Origin of the sequence: Micromonospora cathayae, from assembly GCF_028993575.1 — a bacterium.
Classification (GTDB): domain Bacteria; phylum Actinomycetota; class Actinomycetes; order Mycobacteriales; family Micromonosporaceae; genus Micromonospora; species Micromonospora cathayae.
This window is the reverse complement of the sequence record NZ_CP118615.1, coordinates 2,674,627-2,692,621: the sequence shown is the minus strand read 5'-3', so window position 1 is coordinate 2,692,621 and position 17,995 is coordinate 2,674,627. Positions and strand designations below refer to the sequence as shown.

Annotated in this window: 12 protein-coding genes; 7 read left to right on the top strand and 5 right to left on the bottom strand. The window is 73.4% G+C overall.

Annotated features, from left to right (window positions below; translation table 11 throughout):
- Positions 1-120: 120 nt before the first annotated feature.
- Entirely contained in the window at positions 121-1,677 is a 1,557-nt protein-coding gene (locus PVK37_RS12310) for a hypothetical protein (protein ID WP_275034016.1), read from the bottom strand.
- Between the two features lie 440 nt (positions 1,678-2,117).
- Between PVK37_RS12310 and PVK37_RS12305 the strand changes: the two genes are divergently transcribed.
- From PVK37_RS12305 to PVK37_RS12280, 6 genes are all read left to right on the top strand, one after another.
- Positions 2,118-4,808, top strand: coding sequence for a LuxR C-terminal-related transcriptional regulator (locus tag PVK37_RS12305; RefSeq protein ID WP_275034015.1), 2,691 nt, complete (start codon positions 2,118-2,120; stop codon positions 4,806-4,808).
- Positions 4,809-4,824: 16 nt separating this feature from the next.
- Entirely contained in the window at positions 4,825-6,111 is a 1,287-nt protein-coding gene (locus tag PVK37_RS12300) for a nicotinate phosphoribosyltransferase (RefSeq protein WP_275034014.1), read from the top strand.
- Positions 6,112-6,193: 82 nt separating this feature from the next.
- Positions 6,194-6,775, top strand: a complete 582-nt coding sequence (locus PVK37_RS12295) for an isochorismatase family protein (RefSeq protein WP_275034013.1) — start codon at positions 6,194-6,196, stop codon at positions 6,773-6,775.
- Between the two features lie 64 nt (positions 6,776-6,839).
- Entirely contained in the window at positions 6,840-8,054 is a 1,215-nt protein-coding gene (locus PVK37_RS12290; RefSeq protein WP_275034012.1) for an MFS transporter, read from the top strand.
- Between the two features lie 103 nt (positions 8,055-8,157).
- Positions 8,158-9,816, top strand: a complete 1,659-nt coding sequence (locus tag PVK37_RS12285; RefSeq protein WP_423791074.1) for an NAD(P)/FAD-dependent oxidoreductase — start codon at positions 8,158-8,160, stop codon at positions 9,814-9,816.
- On the top strand, positions 9,813-11,249 hold the full coding sequence (locus tag PVK37_RS12280) for an ATP-binding protein (RefSeq protein WP_275034010.1): 1,437 nt from the start codon (positions 9,813-9,815) through the stop codon (positions 11,247-11,249). The genes PVK37_RS12285 and PVK37_RS12280 overlap by 4 nt, the downstream gene beginning before the upstream one ends.
- Before the next feature lie 162 nt (positions 11,250-11,411).
- On the opposite strand, the gene PVK37_RS12270 is transcribed toward PVK37_RS12280, so the two are convergent.
- The 4 genes from PVK37_RS12270 to PVK37_RS12255 all read right to left on the bottom strand — a co-directional run bounded on the left by PVK37_RS12270 (position 11,412) and on the right by PVK37_RS12255 (position 16,589).
- Complete coding sequence (locus tag PVK37_RS12270) at positions 11,412-12,887, bottom strand: cation:proton antiporter domain-containing protein (protein WP_341483430.1); 1,476 nt, start codon at positions 12,885-12,887, stop codon at positions 11,412-11,414.
- Between the two features lie 7 nt (positions 12,888-12,894).
- A complete protein-coding gene (locus PVK37_RS12265; protein ID WP_275034009.1) occupies positions 12,895-13,125 on the bottom strand; it encodes a cation:proton antiporter regulatory subunit in 231 nt (76 codons plus the stop codon).
- Between the two features lie 298 nt (positions 13,126-13,423).
- Positions 13,424-15,181, bottom strand: coding sequence for an aa3-type cytochrome oxidase subunit I (gene ctaD, locus PVK37_RS12260; protein WP_275034008.1), 1,758 nt, complete (start codon positions 15,179-15,181; stop codon positions 13,424-13,426).
- Between the two features lie 301 nt (positions 15,182-15,482).
- Positions 15,483-16,589, bottom strand: coding sequence for an FAD-dependent monooxygenase (locus tag PVK37_RS12255; RefSeq protein WP_275034007.1), 1,107 nt, complete (start codon positions 16,587-16,589; stop codon positions 15,483-15,485).
- A gap of 272 nt (positions 16,590-16,861) precedes the next feature.
- On the opposite strand from PVK37_RS12255, the gene PVK37_RS12250 reads away from it, so the two are divergent.
- Complete coding sequence (locus PVK37_RS12250) at positions 16,862-17,980, top strand: glycoside hydrolase family 12 protein (RefSeq protein ID WP_275034006.1); 1,119 nt, start codon at positions 16,862-16,864, stop codon at positions 17,978-17,980.
- Positions 17,981-17,995: the final 15 nt, after the last annotated feature.

Genomic DNA, 17,995 nt, shown 5'->3' with positions numbered 1-17,995 from the left:
GACGGGTGGCACCGGTCGCGATTCCCACCAGTCAGCACGGACGGGCGGCACTCACGGTCCACAGCCAGCACGGACGGGCGGTGCGGGGTACGGCCCGCACCGGCACCGCCCGGACCACCGCTACGCGAGCAGGATGCCATGGTCGACGGCGTCGGACAGGACCGCGCCCAACGCGAGGCGGACCGCCTCGACGCGGCGGGACACCTCCGCCTGGAGTTCCCGCTCGATCTCCCGCAACACCCGCTGCACCCAGGACCGGGCCTCGCCCTGGTCGGCGTTGCCCGGCCCCCGCCAGTGCAGATAACAGCCACCGGAGAGGGCCACCGCGACCGGCGGAAGGACGCCGTCGTGGGGTGCGCCGGGATGGCAGTCCAGCGCCTCCACCGCGCCGGTTCCGCTGAGGTCGGCGACCCCGCCGGTGCTGGTGACCAGCAGCACCCGGGCCAGGCCCCGGCCCGGCCGGTGGTCGGGCAGCTCGGCCCGGACGGCGGCGCAGATCCGCCGGTAGGACGTCTCGTCCGGGCGTACGCCGAACACGGCGGTGAAGGCGTCGGTGACGATCCGACGCACCGCCAGGTCACACTGCGCGGTGGCGAGCAGGGACAGGGCGTGCACCTCCCGGTCGAGCATCCCCGGCAGCCCGGCACAGCCGGCCCCGAAGACGATCTCCTGTACCGCCCGCAGGTGGATGTTGGCCAGCTCGAGCGACACGTGCTGGCGGATCCGCTGGGTGTCGGTGCGGGCCTGCCGGTCGAGCTGGTCAGCCCATCCGGGACCGTCGATGTCAACCGCGACCGGCACGGCGCGGTGCGGCCGGGCGACCGGCGGCGGGCCGCCGCCGAGCCGGCGCGGTGCCGCCTCGGTCGCCCAGTCGACCAGGGTCCGTCGCAGGGCGTCGACATCGTCGGGACGCGTCGTCCGCCACGGTGCCCCGACCAGTTCGGGTACGGCCGCGAGCAGTGCCGCCCGCAGCGCCCGGACGCCGGTGTCGTTCCCGCCGCCCGTCTCCGCCGGCACGCCACGCGCTTCCGACGTCACGCCACTCGCCTCTGACGCCACGCCACCCGTGTCCGACGGCACGGGTGCGCCACCCGCCTCCGGCACCACGCCGTCCGGGACCGCCGGCGAGCCATCCGTCCCCGCAGGCACGCGACCGGCCCCCGGCACCACGTCGTCTGCCGCTGCCGGCACGCCGGCTGCCTGCGGAGCTGGGCCGCCGCTGGCACCCGGGGGCACCACGAAGAAGACCTCGATCCCGGTCCGGGCCGCCGTGGCCAGCAAATCCAGCTCGGCCGGGGTGAAGACCTGGTCGGCGGCGATGACGAAGAGCAGGGCGCCACCCCGGCCGGCCGCGTCGAGCAGTACCCGGAACCCGGCGACCCCGAGCAGGTCGGTGTCCGGCGCGCCGACCACGGCGGTGTGCCGTAGCAGCGGTGCCGGCAGGCTCAGCTCGACCCGGCGGGGCGGTCGGGACAGTGCCGGCCCGACGGCCAGCGCGTCGGCCCCGTACGAGTGCGGCTGCCGGTAGCCGGGCACCCAGGCGACCCGGGTGGGGGCCGGGGCGTACCGGGCCACCAGGTAGCTGTCGTCCGGCACCGCGAGCAGGGCCGGTTGGACGTCGAGCAGGGCCGCCAGCACCTCCCGGCGGGTCGCGTTGGCCGGCCCGGTGGCGAGCACGGCCAACGGCTCGTCCGGGGCAGGGACCGACGGCGGTCCGGCCGGCACAGAGGCCGGCGCGGGGACCGACGGCGAACCAGCCGGGGCAGGGACCAACGGCGCAGCGGCCGACGGCGGGCCGGCCCGGGTGGGGAGCGATGGCGGACCGGGGATGGCGGGGCGGGTGCCGGGCACCGGTCGGTCGGGCTCGTCGGTGGTCTCGTCCGGGGCTGCGTCGCCCCGGACCGGACCCGGCTTCATCGCGCGTGGCCTCCTGGACTGGTCGGCCGGTGTCACGTCGGCAGGGCGGCGCCCACGCCGCCCGGATCCGGCTTCGGCAGCCTACGAGCGGACCCGGCCCGCCGGTGACCCCACCGGTACTCAGGGGTAATAGTAAAGTTACTCAACTTCGGTCCGTGACGGACTGAGCGCGTACCGAACTCGATGGATATGCTGCCTCGATGAGTCGGTGGGGGTTCGTCGGCCGGGCGGAGGAACTTCGCCGCCTGTTGACCGCGGTGACCGATGGGGGCGGCCGGGGGCTCTTCTTCAGCGGTACGGCCGGCATCGGCAAGAGCCGCCTGCTCCGGGAGGGGCTCGCCGCCTTGCCCACCGACCGGTACGCGATCTGGTCGGTCGCGGCCAGCGCCACCACGGCCGCGCTGCCGTTCGGCGGTCTGGTGCAGGTCCTGCCGGCCGAGCAGCCGCAGGGGCTCTCCCCCGCCGGGATCCTGCGTTGGGCGGTGGCGGCGTTGCGGCAGCAGGCCGCCGGCCGGCCGATCGTGCTGGCGGTGGACGACGCGCACCTGCTCGATCCACCCTCGGCCGCGCTGGTGCACCTGATCGCCCGGGTCGAGAACGCCACCGTGCTCGGCACCCTGCGCAACGGCGAGCAGGTGCCGCTGCCGATCCGGGCGCTGTGGACCGACGACCTGGTCGACCACGCCGAGCTGAGCCCGCTGGACCTGCCCGACACCACCGGGTTGCTGGCCGCCATCCTGGACGGGCCGCCCGACACCTGCTCGGCGGACCGGCTGTGGCGGCTGTCCGGCGGCAACCCGCTGCTGCTGCGGGAGCTGGTGCTCGCCGCGCTCGCCAGCGGCGAACTCGCCGAGACGTACGGGGTCTGGCGCTGGACCGGCCGGCTGGAGCTGGCCCCGAGCCTCACCGACCTGATCGACATTCGGATCGGCCAGCTCACCCCGGGGGTCCGGACGGTGGTCGAGCTGGCCGCCTTCGGTGAGCCGCTCGGGCTGGAGCTGCTGACCAGCGCCGCCGAGCCGGCCGACGTGGAGACCGCCGAGGAACGCGGCCTGATCTCGGTGATCCGCGACGACCGGCGGCTCAACGTCCGGCTGGGGCACCCGCTGTACGGGGAGGTGCTGCGCCGGCAGTGCCCGGTCGTCCGGACCCGCCGGTTGCGCGCCCGGCTCGCCGACCTGATCGAGGCGGCCGGCAAGCGGCGTCGGGACGACCTGCTGCGGGTGGCGGTGTGGCGGCTCGACTCCGGTACCGCCCAGGATCCGGCGCTGCTGCTCGGCGCGGCCGGCCAGGCGTTCGCCCGGTACGACGTGCCGCTGGCGACCCGGCTGGCACGCGCGGCCCTGGAGGCCGACGGTGGGTACGCCGCTGCCGAGCTGCTCGCCACCATCCTGATGTTCGCCGACCGGCCGGAGGAGGCGGTCGGGGTGCTCGACGCGGTCGCCGGTCAGGTGGACGCCGAGGACCACCGGTACGGCCGGTGGCTGACCGTGCGGGGCATGGTCAGCTACTGGGGGCTGCGCCAGGAGTCCACAGTGGAGGAATTGGCGGCGAGCGCCGCCGAGCTGACCGACATCGCCGACCGGGCCCGGGTCCACGCGTTCGAGGCGATCATGCGGCTGCACCGGCTCGACCTGGCCGCCGCGCAGCGGCTCAGCTGCGCGGTGCTGGACCGGCCGGCCGCCGGGCTGGCCGCCCGGGAGCTGGCCCGCTGCACCCTCGCCCACCTCCAGGCGGCCCAGGGCCGGTTGGCGCTGAGCGCGGCGGCGATCGCCACCGTCGAGGCGGAGGCGGCCCAGTGGCGGGCCGACATGCCGTACCTGCAACTGGCGTTGGAGCTGGCCCGGGGCACCCGGCTGATGCTGGCCGGGGAGCTGGTCGGCATCGACGCGATCGTGGTCGACGAGTTCGCCGACCTGGCCGGCGCGGGCGACTTCCGGCTCGGCACCGGGTACCTCGGCATCCTCCAGGCGTACGCGGCGCGGCTGCGGGGCCGCAGCGCCGAGGCGCTCAAGGCCGGGCTGGGCGCCTGCGCGGTGCTCGCCACCAGCCGGGTGTACGCCGGTCTGGCGCACGCGGAACGGGCCCAGGCGGCGGCGTTGCGCGGTGACGGCGTACAGGCGGCCGAGGCGATGGCGGACGCGGACCGCACCCACGCGCCCGGGATGGCGGTGCTCTACCCGTGGCTGGAGCAGGCGCGCGGCGCGGTGCTCGCGGTGACCGGTGACCTGTCCGGCGCGGCGAAGCATCTCGGGGAGTTGGCCGACCGGCTCCGCGACGACGGGTTCGCCGGGCACGAGGTGCTGGTCCTGCACGACCTGGTCCGGCTCGGTCAGGCCCAGCATCCGGTCGGCCCTACCTGCTCGGACGGGAGCCGGCGGACGGTCGCCCAGCGGCTGACCGAGCTGACCGAGCAGGTGGACGGGGTGCTGCCGCCGTTGCTGGCCCGGCACGCCCGGGCCGCCGCCGAGGAGTCCCCGGGGTCGGCCGCCGAACTGCTGGCGGTCGCCGACGAGTTCGCCGCGCTGGAGTTGACCCTCTACGCGGCGGAGGCGGCGGCGCTGGCGCTGCACCGGCTGCGCCGGCAGCGGTCGACGGGCGCGGCGGCCGCCCACGACCGGCTCGGTGACCTGCTCGGCCGGTGTGAGCTGGTGCGGACCCCGGCGCTGCGGCTGGCGCAGCCCGCGCTGACCGAACGGGAGTGGGAGATCGCCAACCTGGCCGCCGAGGGGGTGGCGAGCCGGCGGATCGCCGAGCGGCTGTACCTTTCGCCCCGGACGGTGGAGAACCACCTCCAGCGGGTGTACGGCAAGCTCGGGGTCGCCGGACGGGCCGAACTGGGGGCCGCGTTGCGCTCCATCCCGGGGCACGACGGCGGGCTGCCGCGCTGAACTCTAGGCTGGGGACGTGAGCACCCTTCGCCCCGCGCTGCTGACCGACCACTACGAGCTGACCATGGTCAGCGCCGCCCTGCGGGACGGTACCGCCGACCGCCGGTGCGTCTTCGAGGTGTTCAGCCGGCGGCTGCCGACCGGACGCCGCTACGGCGTGGTCGCCGGCACCGGCCGGCTGGTCGACCTGCTCCGCGACTTCCGCTTCGATCCCGCCGAGGTGGACTTCCTGCGCCGGACCGGGGTGGTGGACGAGACCGCCGCGCGGTGGCTGGCGGACTACCGCTTCACCGGCGACGTCGACGGGTACGCCGAGGGTGAGCTGTTCTTCCCCGGCTCCCCGATCCTCACCGTCTCGGGTGGTTTCGCCGAGTGCGTGGTGCTGGAGACGCTGGTGCTGTCGGTGCTCAACCACGACTGCGCGGTGGCCGCCGCGGCGGCCCGGATGGTCACCGCCGCCCGGGGCCGGACGCTGATCGAGATGGGTTCCCGGCGGGCGCACGAGGAGGCGGCGGTGGCCGCCGCGCGGTCGGCGTACCTGGCCGGGTTCGGGTTCACCTCCAACCTGGCCGCCGGCCAGCGGTACGGCATCCCGACCGCCGGTACGGCCGCGCACGCGTTCACCCTGCTGCACGACGACGAGCGGACCGCGTTCGCCTCGCAGGTCGCCACGCTGGGCAAGGACACCACGCTGCTGGTCGACACGTACGACATCAGCCAGGGCATCCGTAACGCGATCGCGGTGGCCGGCACCGGGCTGCGGGCGGTCCGGATCGACTCCGGGGACCTGGCGGTGATCGCCCAGCAGTCCCGGGAGCTGCTGGACTCGCTCGGCGCCACCGAAACGAAGATCATCGTCTCGGGTGACCTGGACGAGTACGCCATCGCCGCGCTCGCCGCCGAGCCGGTCGACATGTACGGCGCGGGCACCGCCGTGGTCACCGGTTCCGGCGCGCCCACCGCCGGGCTGGTCTACAAGCTGGTCGAGGTGGAGGGCCGCCCGGTGGTGAAGCGCTCCGAGCAGAAGGCCACCATCGGCGGCCGCAAGGTCGCGGTCCGGCGGCACAAGCCGACCGGTACCGCCACCGAGGAGGTCATCGTGCCGCAGGGGGTGCCGGACCGCGCCGCGCACGACCGGCTGCTCCAGCGGTCGTACCTGGTGGAGGGCGAGCCGGTCGCGTTGCCCACCCTGGCCGAGTCGCGGGAGCACCTGCGGCAGTGCCTGATCTCCATCCCCTGGGAGGGGCTGAAGCTCTCCGCCGGCGACCCGGCGGTCCCGGTGACCGTCGTCCCTGCGGGCTGACCGCATCCCCGGAAGCCGGACAGGCTGACCACACCCCCTGCAAGCCCGGCCGGCCGACCACACCCCTGGAAGGAAGACTCCGATGGCCAACGCGCTGATCATCGTCGACGTGCAGAACGACTTCTGCGAGGGCGGCTCGCTCGCCGTGGCGGGCGGGGCCGGGGTGGCCGCCGGGATCTCCCGGCTGCTCGCCACCGAACCGGACCGGTGGGACCACGTGGTCGCCACCAAGGACTACCACGTCGACCCGGGGGCGCACTTCGGTGACCCGCCGGACTTCGTCGACTCCTGGCCGGTGCACTGCGTGGTCGGCACCGCCGGTTCCGAGTTCCACCCCGAGCTGGACACCTCCCGGGTCGAGGCGATCTTCCACAAGGGCGAGCACGCCGCCGCGTACTCCGGGTTCGAGGGGCACGCCGCCGACGGCGAGTGCCTGGCCGACTGGCTGCGTCGGCACGGGGTGGACCGGGTCGACCTGGTCGGCATCGCCACCGACCACTGCGTCCGGGCCACCGCGCTGGACGCCGCCCGGGAGGGCTTCGCCACCACCGTGCTGCTGGAGCTGACCGCCGCGGTCGCCCCGGCCACCACCGACGTGGCGCTGCGGGCGATGGACGGCGCCGGGGTCACCCTGCACGGCGATCCTGTGATCAGGGACGCATAGCGGCTAATCCGCTGGCTTGTGTCGTACCCGACGGCGACGATGTCCGCCGGAGGTACGCACCGAAATGAACCTGAAACCTTACCGGGCGGCACTGGCGCTGCCCGGTGTCCGGCCGCTCCTGCTGGTGTCGGTGCTGGCCCGGGTCCCGCACACCGCCGCGGGCGTGGCGCTGACCTTCTACGTGCTGCTCGTCCTCGACCGGGGGTACGGCGCGGCCGGCCTGGTCGGCGCGGCCATGACGGTGGGCGCCGCGCTCGGCGCGCCGCTGCTGGGGCGGCTGGTGGACCGGCGCGGCCTGAAGCCGGTGCTGATCCTGACCACCGTCGCCGAGGCGGTGTTCTGGTCGACCGCAGCCCAGTTGCCGTACGGGCTGCTGCTGCCGGCGGCCCTCGTCGCCGGGCTGCTCGCCCTGCCGATCTTCTCGGTGATCCGGCAGTCCATCGCCGCCCTGGTACCGGCGGACCGCCGTCGGCCCGCGTACGCGCTGGACTCGATGTCGACCGAGCTGTCATTCATGATCGGGCCGGCGCTGGCGGTGGCGCTGTCCACCGCGGTCTCGCCCCGGCTGACCCTGTACGCGGTGGGTGGCGGCATCGTCGCCGCCGGGCTGGCGCTGCTGGTGCTGAACCCACCGGTACGCACCGACGAGGAGCGGGCCGCGCCGGCCGCGCGGGTGCCCCGCCGGGAGTGGCTGACCGCCCGGCTGGTGGCGGTGCTCGCCGTCAGCGCCGCCGGCACGCTGGTGCTGGGCGGTACCGACGTGGCGGTGGTGGCGGCGCTGCGGGCCGGCGGCGAGGTCGGCTGGACGGGCGTGGTCCTGGCGGTCTGGGCGGTCGCCTCGCTGATCGGTGGTTTCGCGTTCGGGGCGCTGAGCCGCCCGGTGTCGCCGTTGCTGCTGCTGGCCGCGCTGGCGGCGTGCACCGTGCCGGTCGGGCTGGCCGGGTCGCACTGGTGGCTGCTCTGCCTGGCGCTGTTCCCCGCCGGCATGCTCTGCGCGCCGACCATGGCCGCCACCGCCGACGCGGTGAGCCGGCTCAGCCCGGCAGCGGTCCGGGGTGAGGCGATGGGCCTGCACGGGTCGTCGATCACCGTCGGCATCGCGATCGGCGCGCCGCTGGCCGGCGCGGTCATCGACCGCTCGGCGGCGGCCTGGGGGTTCGCCGCGACCGGCCTGATCGGCCTGCTGGTCGCCCTGGCCGTGCTCCCCGCCGAGCTGCGGCACCGGCGGCAGCCGGCCCCGGCCGAGCCGACCCCCGACCTGGTGGCCGCCCCGCGCTGAGTGGGCCCGGGGCCGCCCCGCGCCGGGCCGCCGAGGGCTACGTTGGGCTGCCCGGAGAGTGGGTGGTGGGGGCTGCCCCGGCCGAGGTGCTTTCATGGGTGGCGTGGCGAACCCGGTGATCCTGACCATCGACGACGACCCGGCGGTCTCCCGCGCCGTGGCCCGGGACATCCGGCGGCGCTACGGCGACCGCTACCGGGTGGTCCGCGCCGACTCCGGTCCGAGCGCGCTGGAGGCGCTGCGGGAGATCAAACTCCGCGGCGAGCAGGTGGCGGTGCTGGTCGCCGACCACCGGATGCCGGAGATGACCGGCATCGAGTTCCTCGAGGCCGCGATGGACCTCTTCCCCGCCGCGCGCCGGGTGCTGCTGACCGCGTACGCGGACACCGACGCGGCGATCGACGCGATCAACGTGGTCGACCTCGACCACTACCTGCTCAAGCCGTGGCATCCCCCGGAGGAGAAGCTGTACCCGGTGGTGGACGCCCTGCTGGACGCCTGGGCGGCCACCCCGGAGGCGGCCAGCGCCGAACTGCGGGTGGTGGGGCACCGCTGGTCCGCCCCGTCGTTCGCGGTACGGGACTTCCTGGCCCGCAACCTGGTGCCGTTCCGGTGGCTGCTCGCCGACGAACCGGAGGGCGGCCGGCTGCTCGCCGCGGCCGGCGCGACGGCCGAGGACGTGCCGGTGGTGGTCGCCCCGGACGGGCGGCTCCTGTCCCGGCCCGGTGAGGCCGAACTGGCCGAGCTGGTCGGGCTGCGGGTCGCCCCGGCCGAGCAGTTCTACGACCTGGTGGTGATCGGTGGCGGCCCGGCCGGGCTGGGCGCGGCCGTGTACGGCGGGTCGGAGGGGCTGCGGACCGTGCTGGTGGAGCGGCGGGCCACCGGCGGGCAGGCCGGGCAGAGCAGCCGCATCGAGAACTACCTCGGCTTCCCGGAGGGGGTGTCCGGGGCGCAGCTCACCGACCGGGCCCGCCGGCAGGCGTTGAAGTTCGACGTCGAGCTGCTCACCACCCGGGAGGTGACCGGGCTGACGGACACCGGCTCCGCCAAGCTGATCCGGTTCGGCGACGGCAGCGCCATCGCCGCGCACACGGTGGTGCTGGCGACCGGGGTGTCGTACCGGGTGCTGGACGCGCCGGGCCTGGCCGAGCTGACCGGCCGGGGCGTCTTCTACGGCTCCACCGCCACCGAGGCCCCGAGCTGCGTCGACCAGGAGGTGTACATCGTCGGCGGGGCGAACTCCGCCGGGCAGGCGGCGGTGCACTTCTCCCGGTACGCCAAGCGGGTGAACATCCTGATCCGGGGCGCGGACCTGACCGCGTCGATGTCCCGGTACCTGATCGACCAGTTGGACCGGATCGACTCGGTGGTGGTGCACCCGTACACGGTGGTGGCCGCCGGCTCGGGCACCGACCACCTGGAGCGGCTCACCCTGGCCGACTCCCGGACCGGCGAGACCCGGGAGGTGGACGCCTCCTGGATGTTCGTCTTCATCGGCGCGGAGCCACGGACCGACTGGCTGGACGGCGTGGTCGTCCGGGACCGGCGGGGGTTCGTGGTGACCGGCCCGGACCTGGTCGCCGGCGGTCGTCGACCGCCCGGCTGGTCGCTGACCCGGGACCCGTACCACCTGGAGACCAGCCTGCCGGGGGTGTTCGCCGCCGGGGACGTGCGGGCCGAGTCGGTCAAGCGGGTCGCCTCGGCGGTCGGCGAGGGCGCGATGGCCGTGTCGCTGGTGCACCGCTACCTGGAGTCGCAGTGAGCAGCGAGCCGGTCCGCCCGACCACCGCGCAGCTGCGGTCCCTGTTCCTGTTCGAGTCCCTGGACGCCGGGCAGCTCGACTGGCTGGCCGAGCGCGGCCGGGTGGAGACCCGCGCCGCCGGGTCGGCCGTCTACCTCGAGGGTGAGCCGGCGACCTGCTTCCACGTGCTGATGGACGGCACCGTGTCGATGTCCCGGCGGGTCCGGGGCGACGAGGTCGAGGTGATCCGCACCAGCCAGCGCGGCGTGTACGGCGGCGCCACCCAGGCGTACCTGGACGTGCCGCAGGTGTACCTGAACTCGCTGCGGGCGGTGAGCGACGCCACCTTCCTGGTGCTGCCCGCCGAGACGTTCGCGTACGCGGTGCGGACCTGGTTCCCGATGGCGATGCACCTGCTGGAGGGGCTGTTCATCGGGATGCGGGAGACGCAGACCCGGGTCGGAGAACGGGAGCGGCTGCTGGCGCTGGGCGCGCTGTCGGCCGGGCTCACCCACGAGCTGAACAACCCGGCCGGGGCGGCCGTCCGGGCCACCGCCGTGCTGCGGGAACGGGTCGCGGCGATGCGGCACAAGCTGGCGATGATCGCCGACGGCCGGCTCGACGCGCGGGGCCTGCACGAGCTGGTGGCGTTGCAGGAGGACGCGGTCAAGCGGGCGGCCGACGCGCCGACGTTGTCCGCGCTGGCGGCCAGCGACGCCGAGGACGAGCTGACCGACTGGCTGGACGAGCACGAGGTGACCGCCGGCTGGGACCTGGCGCCGACCCTGGTGGCCGGCGGGCTGGACGTGGCGTGGCTGACCCGGATCGAGCCGGCGGTGGGGCGGGACAACCTGGAGAACGCGCTGCGCTGGCTGACCTACACCGTCGACACCGAGCTGCTGATGCGGGAGATCGACGAGGCGGTGGGCCGGATCTCCGGGCTGGTCGGGGCGGCCAAGCAGTACTCCCAGCTCGACCGGGCGCCGTACCAGGTGGTGGACGTGCACGACCTGCTCGACGCGACCCTGGTGATGTTCAAGGCGAAGATCCCGCCGGGGGTGCGACTGGTCCGGGAGTACGACCGCACCCTGCCGCCGCTGCCCGGGTACGCGGCGGAACTGAACCAGGTCTGGACGAACCTGGTGGACAACGCGCTGGGCGCGATGGGCGGCACCGGCACGCTGACCGTCCGGACCAGCCGGGACGCCGACTGCCTGGTGGTGGAGGTCGGTGACACCGGGCCGGGCATCCCGGAGCACGTCCGCCCCCGCATCTTCGAGCCGTTCTTCACCACCAAGCCGGTCGGTGAGGGTACCGGCCTGGGGCTGGACATCTCGTACCGGATCGTGGTGCACAAGCACCACGGCGACATCCAGGTGGAGTCGGCACCCGGCGCCACCACCTTCCGCGTCCTCCTCCCCCTGACCACCCCCACCAATCCCCCCACCAGCTGACCCGCGCGTCCCCGCCCGTTGATCCCGCGCGTCCCCGCCCGTTGACCATGAAGTTGTTGTCACCCCGCCCGGCGTGTCGTGACAACAACTTCATGATCAACGCGCCGGGGGCGGGGGCCGGGGAGGGCCAGGGGGAGGGGGGGGGGGGGGGGGGGGGGGGGGTTAGGGGCGGGGGTGGTTGGGGGTGGGGGTGCCGGGGGTCAGGACCTTGTCCGGGTAGCAGTAGCGCCAGGACTCGCCCGGTTCGATGGAGACGATCGCCGGGTGCTGGGTCGACTCGTGGTGCCGGGTGGCGTGCTTGTTCTTCGAGTCGTCGCAGCAGCCGACGTACCCGCAGGTCAGGCAGGACCGCAGGTGCACCCAGGTGTCCCCGAGCGCCCGGCAGTCGTCGCAGCCGTCGGAGACCGGCTCGGCGGCCTCCACGTCGGTGTGCGGGCAACTACGCACCATCGTCTCCTGTCCCACGTAGCGGAAACTGCCACCGAGCAGCCAGTTGGGCAGCGCCACCGACAGCCGGTGCGACCGGGCGGCGAGGATCGGCCCGACCAGGGCGAGCACCAGCACGTACAGCGCCACGAACGGGCCGATCCGCTCGTCCAGCCCGGCGGCGATCGCCAGGGTGGCCAGGATCAGCGAGAACTCGCCCCGACCGAGCAGCACCAGCGCCGCGTTGGCGGCGGACCGCTGGTTGAGGCCGTGCGACCGGGCCAGCACCACCCCGCCGAGCACGTTCATCACCAGTGACAGCACCACCGCCGCGGCGACCGGCAGCAGGACCGGCCCGAGGGCGTCGAGCTGGATGGTCGCCCCGAAGACGACGAAGAAGATCGCGGCGAACGCGTCCCGGACCGGCAGGATCAACCGCTCGATCTGGTGCTTGGCGGCGGTACGGGACACCACCAGACCGATCATCAACGCGCCGATCGCGTCGGAGACGCCGAGCTGCTCGGCGAAGCCGGCGACCAGGATGGCCAGGCCGATGGCGATGACGGTGACCAGTTCGTCCTCGTCGGACCGGACGACCGCGTGCACGGCGCGGGCACCGAAGCGGGCCAGCAGCATCAGGCCGAGGATGAAGCCGAAGGTCAGCCCGAGTTCACCGAGCATCGCGGCCGGCGAGGTGGCTCCGCCGAGCACCGGCCCGAGCAGACCGAGGTACAGGGCGAGGAAGATGTCCTCGACGACGATGACGCCGAGGATGACCGGGGTTTCCGCGTTGGTCAGCCGTCTCAGCTCGACGAGGAGTTTCGTCACGATCGCCGAGGAGGAGATGCCGACCGCACCGGCGATGACCAGGGCCTCCGGCGTACCCCAGCCGATGGTGAAGCCCAGGGCGAGGCCACCGCCGACGTTGAGGCCGATGTAGGCGAAGGCGGCCAGCAGCATCCGTTTGCCGCTGGCGAGCACCTGTTCGGCCGGGAACTCGATGCCGAGGTGGAACAGGAGCACCACCAGGCCGATCTTGGCGACCAGCTCGATGTCCTCGGGATGGTCGATGATCCCGGTCACCGACGGGCCGAGGACGATGCCGGCGGCCATGAAGGCCGGGATGGTCGGTAGCGCGAGCCGCCGTCCGCCCCGGGCGAGCAGGCCAGCGGCGACCCCGGCCGCGCCCAGGGCGACGAGTTCCGCGCTCATCGTCCGGTCAGTCCTGGAAGTAGGTGCCGAGGAGGACGGCGGCCACCCGGCGGGCCTCGTCCTCGTCGAGTTGGATCACCGCGCTCGGTTCGTCGCCGTTGTTGCCGGCCTCGAAGGCGTACAGCTCACGACGGCCGTCCTTGAGGACGACCACCGCCAACCGCTGCCGCCGGGTGCAGGTGATCTCGTACTTCGTACCGATGCCGAACAGCTCGGTCACCTCGATGCCGCGATTCACCCGGGGACTATCCCACAGCGACGGGTGCCGGTCCACCTTCCGTTACCCAGACCTCACCGGCCCGGGTGCGGGTGGGCCCGGCCGGCACCGGGCACGACAGCCCTGGTGGGAGGCGGTACACCGGGCGGGGTGCGGCCGGACGGGCGGCGGGTGCCGCGGTCCCGGGGTCGGGGGTACGCGCGGGCGGTGGGTGCTGCGGTCCGGGGGTCGGAGGTACAGGCCGGGGGCCGGACACGCGACGGGCGCCGCGCCCCCTGGTCGGGGGGTGCGGCGCCCGCGTGGTGTGTGCGTGGGCGGGTCAGCGCCGGTCGGTGTCGCTCTCGACGTCCTCGCGGTAGCTCGCGCCGCCGTCGGACTCGCTGGTCAGCGGCTTGGCGCCGCCCTCGGGCGGACCGGCCAGCGACTGGCCGGCGGCCAGCTCGGGGAACTTGGCGTCGAACGCGGGCCGCTCGGAGCGGATCCGGGGCATCCGGTCGAAGTTCCGCAGCGGGGGCGGGCAGCTGGTGGCCCACTCCAGCGAGTTGCCGTGACCCCACGGGTCGTCCACCTCGACCACCGGGCCGGTCTTGTACGACTTCCAGCAGTTGTAGATGAACGGCAGGGTGGAGATACCGGTGATGAACGCACCGATGGTGGAGATCATGTTCAGCGTGGTGAAGCCGTCGGTGGGCAGGTAGTCGGCGTACCGCCGGGGCATGCCCTCGTTGCCCAGCCAGTGCTGCACCAGGAAGGTGGTGTGGAAGCCGATGGTGGTCAGCCAGAAGTGCACCTTGCCGAGCCGGTCGTCGAGCATCCGGCCGAACATCTTCGGGAACCAGAAGTAGATGCCGCCGAAGACCGCGAACACGATGGTGCCGAAGAGCACGTAGTGGAAGTGCGCCACCACGAAGTACGAGTCGTGCAGGTGGAAGTCCAGCGGCGGGCTGGCCAGGATGACGCCGGTCAGGCCACCGAAGAGGAAGGTGACCAGGAAGCCGAGCGAGAACAGCATCGGGGTCTCGAAGCTGATCTGGCCGCGCCACATGGTGCCGATCCAGTTGAAGAACTTCATACCGGTCGGCACGGCGATCAGGAAGCTCAGGAAGCTGAAGAACGGCAGCAGCACCTGGCCGGTGGCGAACATGTGGTGCGCCCAGACGCTCATCGACAGGCCGGCGATGGCGATGGTGGCGGCGACCAGACCCTTGTAGCCGAAGATCGGCTTGCGGGAGAAGACCGGGATGATCTCGCTGATGATGCCGAAGAACGGCAGCGCGATGATGTACACCTCGGGGTGACCGAAGAACCAGAACAGGTGCTGCCACAGCATCGGGCCGCCGGTCTCGGGGGCGAACACGTGCGCGCCGAGGATGCGGTCGGCGGCCAGCGCGAAGAGCGCGGCGGCCAGCAGCGGGAAGACCAGGATCACCAGGAGACTGGTGACCAGCATGTTCCAGGTGAAGATCGGCATCCGGAACATGGTCATGCCGGGCGCGCGCAGGGTCAGGATCGTGGTGATCAGGTTGACCGCGCCGAGGATGGAGCCCAGACCGGAGATGGCCAGACCGACCACCCACATGTTGGCGCCGATGCCGGGCGAGTGCGCGTCGGTGCTCAGCGGGGTGTAGGCGGTCCAGCCGAAGTCGGCCGCGCCGCCGGGGCTGAGGAAGCCGGCCACCGCCATCGTGCCGCCGAAGAGGAACAGCCAGTAGGCGAAGCTGTTCAGCCGGGGGAACGACACGTCCGGCGCGCCGATCTGCAGCGGCACCACGTAGTTCGCGAAGGCGAACACGATCGGCGTCGCGAAGAACAGCAGCATGATCGTGCCGTGCATGGTGAAGAGCTGGTTGTACTGCTCCGGCGAGAGGAACTGCAGGCCGGGGCGGGCCAGCTCGGCCCGGAGGATCAGGGCCATCAGGCCACCGATCATGAAGAACGCGAACGCGGTGACCATGTACATGATCCCGATCTGCTTCGCGTCCGTGGTACGCAGCATCCGCGCGAGGGCCGAGCCCTTCACCGGCTCTCGGACCGGCCAGGGCCGGGTCACGACCGGCTTGGGTGCGACGGTGGTCACGAGTGGCCTCCGGTTCTCGTTCGTCCCGCTCGGCACGCGCTGGTAATTGCGAGCCGTAGTCCGAAGGAAGGATAGTCCCCGGCAGGTGGACACGCCGCGCCGGGTGGGCGGACACGCCCCGCGTCCGTCGGCTGGTCCGCCCCGGTGCCCGGGAGGCGGTCCCCGAGGCGGAGGGCACCGGCCGGCCGGCCCCGATGTCGAAAGGCCCGGCCGGCAGCCCCGACGCCGGAAAGGCCGGCCAGCCGGCCCCGACGCCGGGAGGGTCGGCCGGGCGGTCCTGACGCCGACGCCGGGGTCACGGTCACAGCGGATCGACGAGCAGCCGGTAGTGCTCCTGGAAGATGCGACCGCCCCGGCCGCGCAGCAGCGGGTCGCGCAGCGCGGGCGGCACGTCCCGGGTCCGGTCCCGGTCGCGGGTCCGGTCCCGCACCCACTTGGTGCGCGGCCGGCGACGGCTCTCGTACGCCACCAGGGCCGCGTCGACGCTGGTGGCGGCGCGCAGCGACTCGGCGAGCACCACCGCGTCCTCCAGGGCCATCGCCGCGCCCTGGGCCAGGGTCGGCGCGGTGGCGTGCGCGGCGTCGCCGACCAGCACCACCCGTCCCCGGGACCAGCGTCCCAGTTCGACCTCGTCGGTGAGCCCGACGTGCACGTCGGTCAACGCGTCGAGCACCCGGGGCACCGGGCCGCCGTAGGAGCCGAACACCTCGCGCAGCCGGGCCGTCGGGTCGGCCGGCGGCACGGTGCCGGCCTCGTCGGCGTAGCAGTAGAGGCGTCCGCCGCCGATCGGCATCACCACGAAGCCGGCGCGCTGGCCGAGCAGCGCGGTCCACTCGGCCAGCGGTGGGCCGCCCCGGACCACGCCCCGGTAGACGATCTGCCCGGCCGGCCGGGCCGGTCCGCCGAGCGCGGCCAGGGCCCGGACCGCGGAGCGCGGTCCGTCGGCTCCGATGACCAGGTCGTACTCGGTGACGGTGCCGTCGAGGAAGGTCACGGTGACCGCGCCCGGAGTCAGGTCGAGGCTGCGGACCTCGGCCCCGTGCCGGACCGCCCCGCCGGCCCCGGTGAGCAGTACCCGGTGCAGGTCGCTGCGGGGCAGCGCCCGGCACTCGCCGACGCCGGCCCAGAGGCCGGTCAGGTCCACCTCGCAGAGCGGGGTGCCGGCGGCGTCGAGGAAGCGCTGCCGGTGGATGACCTGGCCGAGCGGCCGGACCGGCAGGTCGAGGCCGAGCCCGCGCAACGCCCGCGCGGCGTTGCCGGGGAGGTAGAGGCCGCTGTCGGGCAGGTCGGTGGCGGGCAGTTTCTCGGTGACGTCGGGGCGGAAGCCCGCCATCCGTAGCGCCCGGGCCACCGCCAGCCCGGCGATGCCCGCGCCGACGACGAGAATGCGCAGGGGGGATCCAGCCATGCTGGTGTACGCCTCCGAGGGGAGCGGCACGCGTTGAAGGCAAGAGACTACTCCCTGCAATCGACGCACGGAAGATCCGATCGGATGGCGCGGGATCTCCCCTTCAGACGAGTAGGAATGTCCCGTTCGCCGAGCGGGTGCCGGACTCCAGTTGCGCCGGAGTTTCAGGCATGTAAATGTGTCGACTGAACCTGGGAGCGCTCCCGCGTCGTATCACCACCCCCGGCAGGTTCCGGCGTCCCCCACGCCGAGAGTCAAGGAGCAGCGACATCATGAAACGTACCCTCCGCGCCATCGCGGCGGCCGGCCTCCTCGCGGCCGGCTCGATCGTCGCCGTCGCCCTCGGCGGCACCGCCTCCGCCGACACCCAGATCTGCGAGCAGTACGGCTCCACGGTGATCCAGAACCGGTACGTGGTGCAGAACAACCGCTGGGGCACCTCCGCCCAGCAGTGCATCAACGTCACCAGCACCGGCTTCCAGCTCACCCGCCAGGACGGCAACAACCCGACCAACGGGGCCCCGACCGCGTACCCGTCGGTCTTCTTCGGCTGCCACTACACCAACTGCTCCCCCGGCACCAACCTGCCGATCCAGGTGAGCCAGATCAGCAGCGCCACCAGCAGCATCAACTACACGTACGCCAGCGGCACCTACAACGCCTCGTACGACATCTGGCTCGACCCCTCGCCGAAGCGGGACGGGGTGAACCAGATGGAGATCATGATCTGGCTCAACCGGCAGGGCTCCATCCAGCCCATCGGTTCCCGGGTCGGCAGCACCAACCTGGTCGGCCGGACCTGGGAGGTGTGGCAGGGCAGCAACGGCTCGAACAACGTCATCTCGTACGTCGCGCCGTCCCCGATCAACAGCCTGAACTTCAGCGTCCTCGACTTCATCAACGACGTCCGCAACCGGGGCGCGATCACCAACTCGTGGTACCTCACCAGCATCCAGGCCGGATTCGAGCCCTGGTCCGGCGGCGTCGGCCTGGCGGTGAACTCCTTCTCGGCCAGCGTCAACGGCGGCGGCAACCCCAACCCGAACCCGACCACCCCGCCGCCGGGCAGTGGCTCCTGCGCGGTGAAGTACACCCCGACCAGCACCTGGAACAACGGCTACACCGCCGAGGTGACCGTCACCAACACCGGCTCCGGCACCGTCAACGGCTGGACGCTCACCTACGACCTGCCGTCCGGGCACCAGGTCACCGGGGCGTGGAACGCTACCGTGACGCAGAGCGGCAGCACGGTGACCGCCCGACCGGTCAGCTACAACAGCACCATCTCCCCCGGGGCCTCGGTCAACTTCGGCCACCAGGTGTCGACGAACGGCAGCTACTCCGCGCCGAGCAGCTTCAGCCTCAACGGCACCGCCTGCGCCCGCTCCTGACGACGCGGCCCGGCG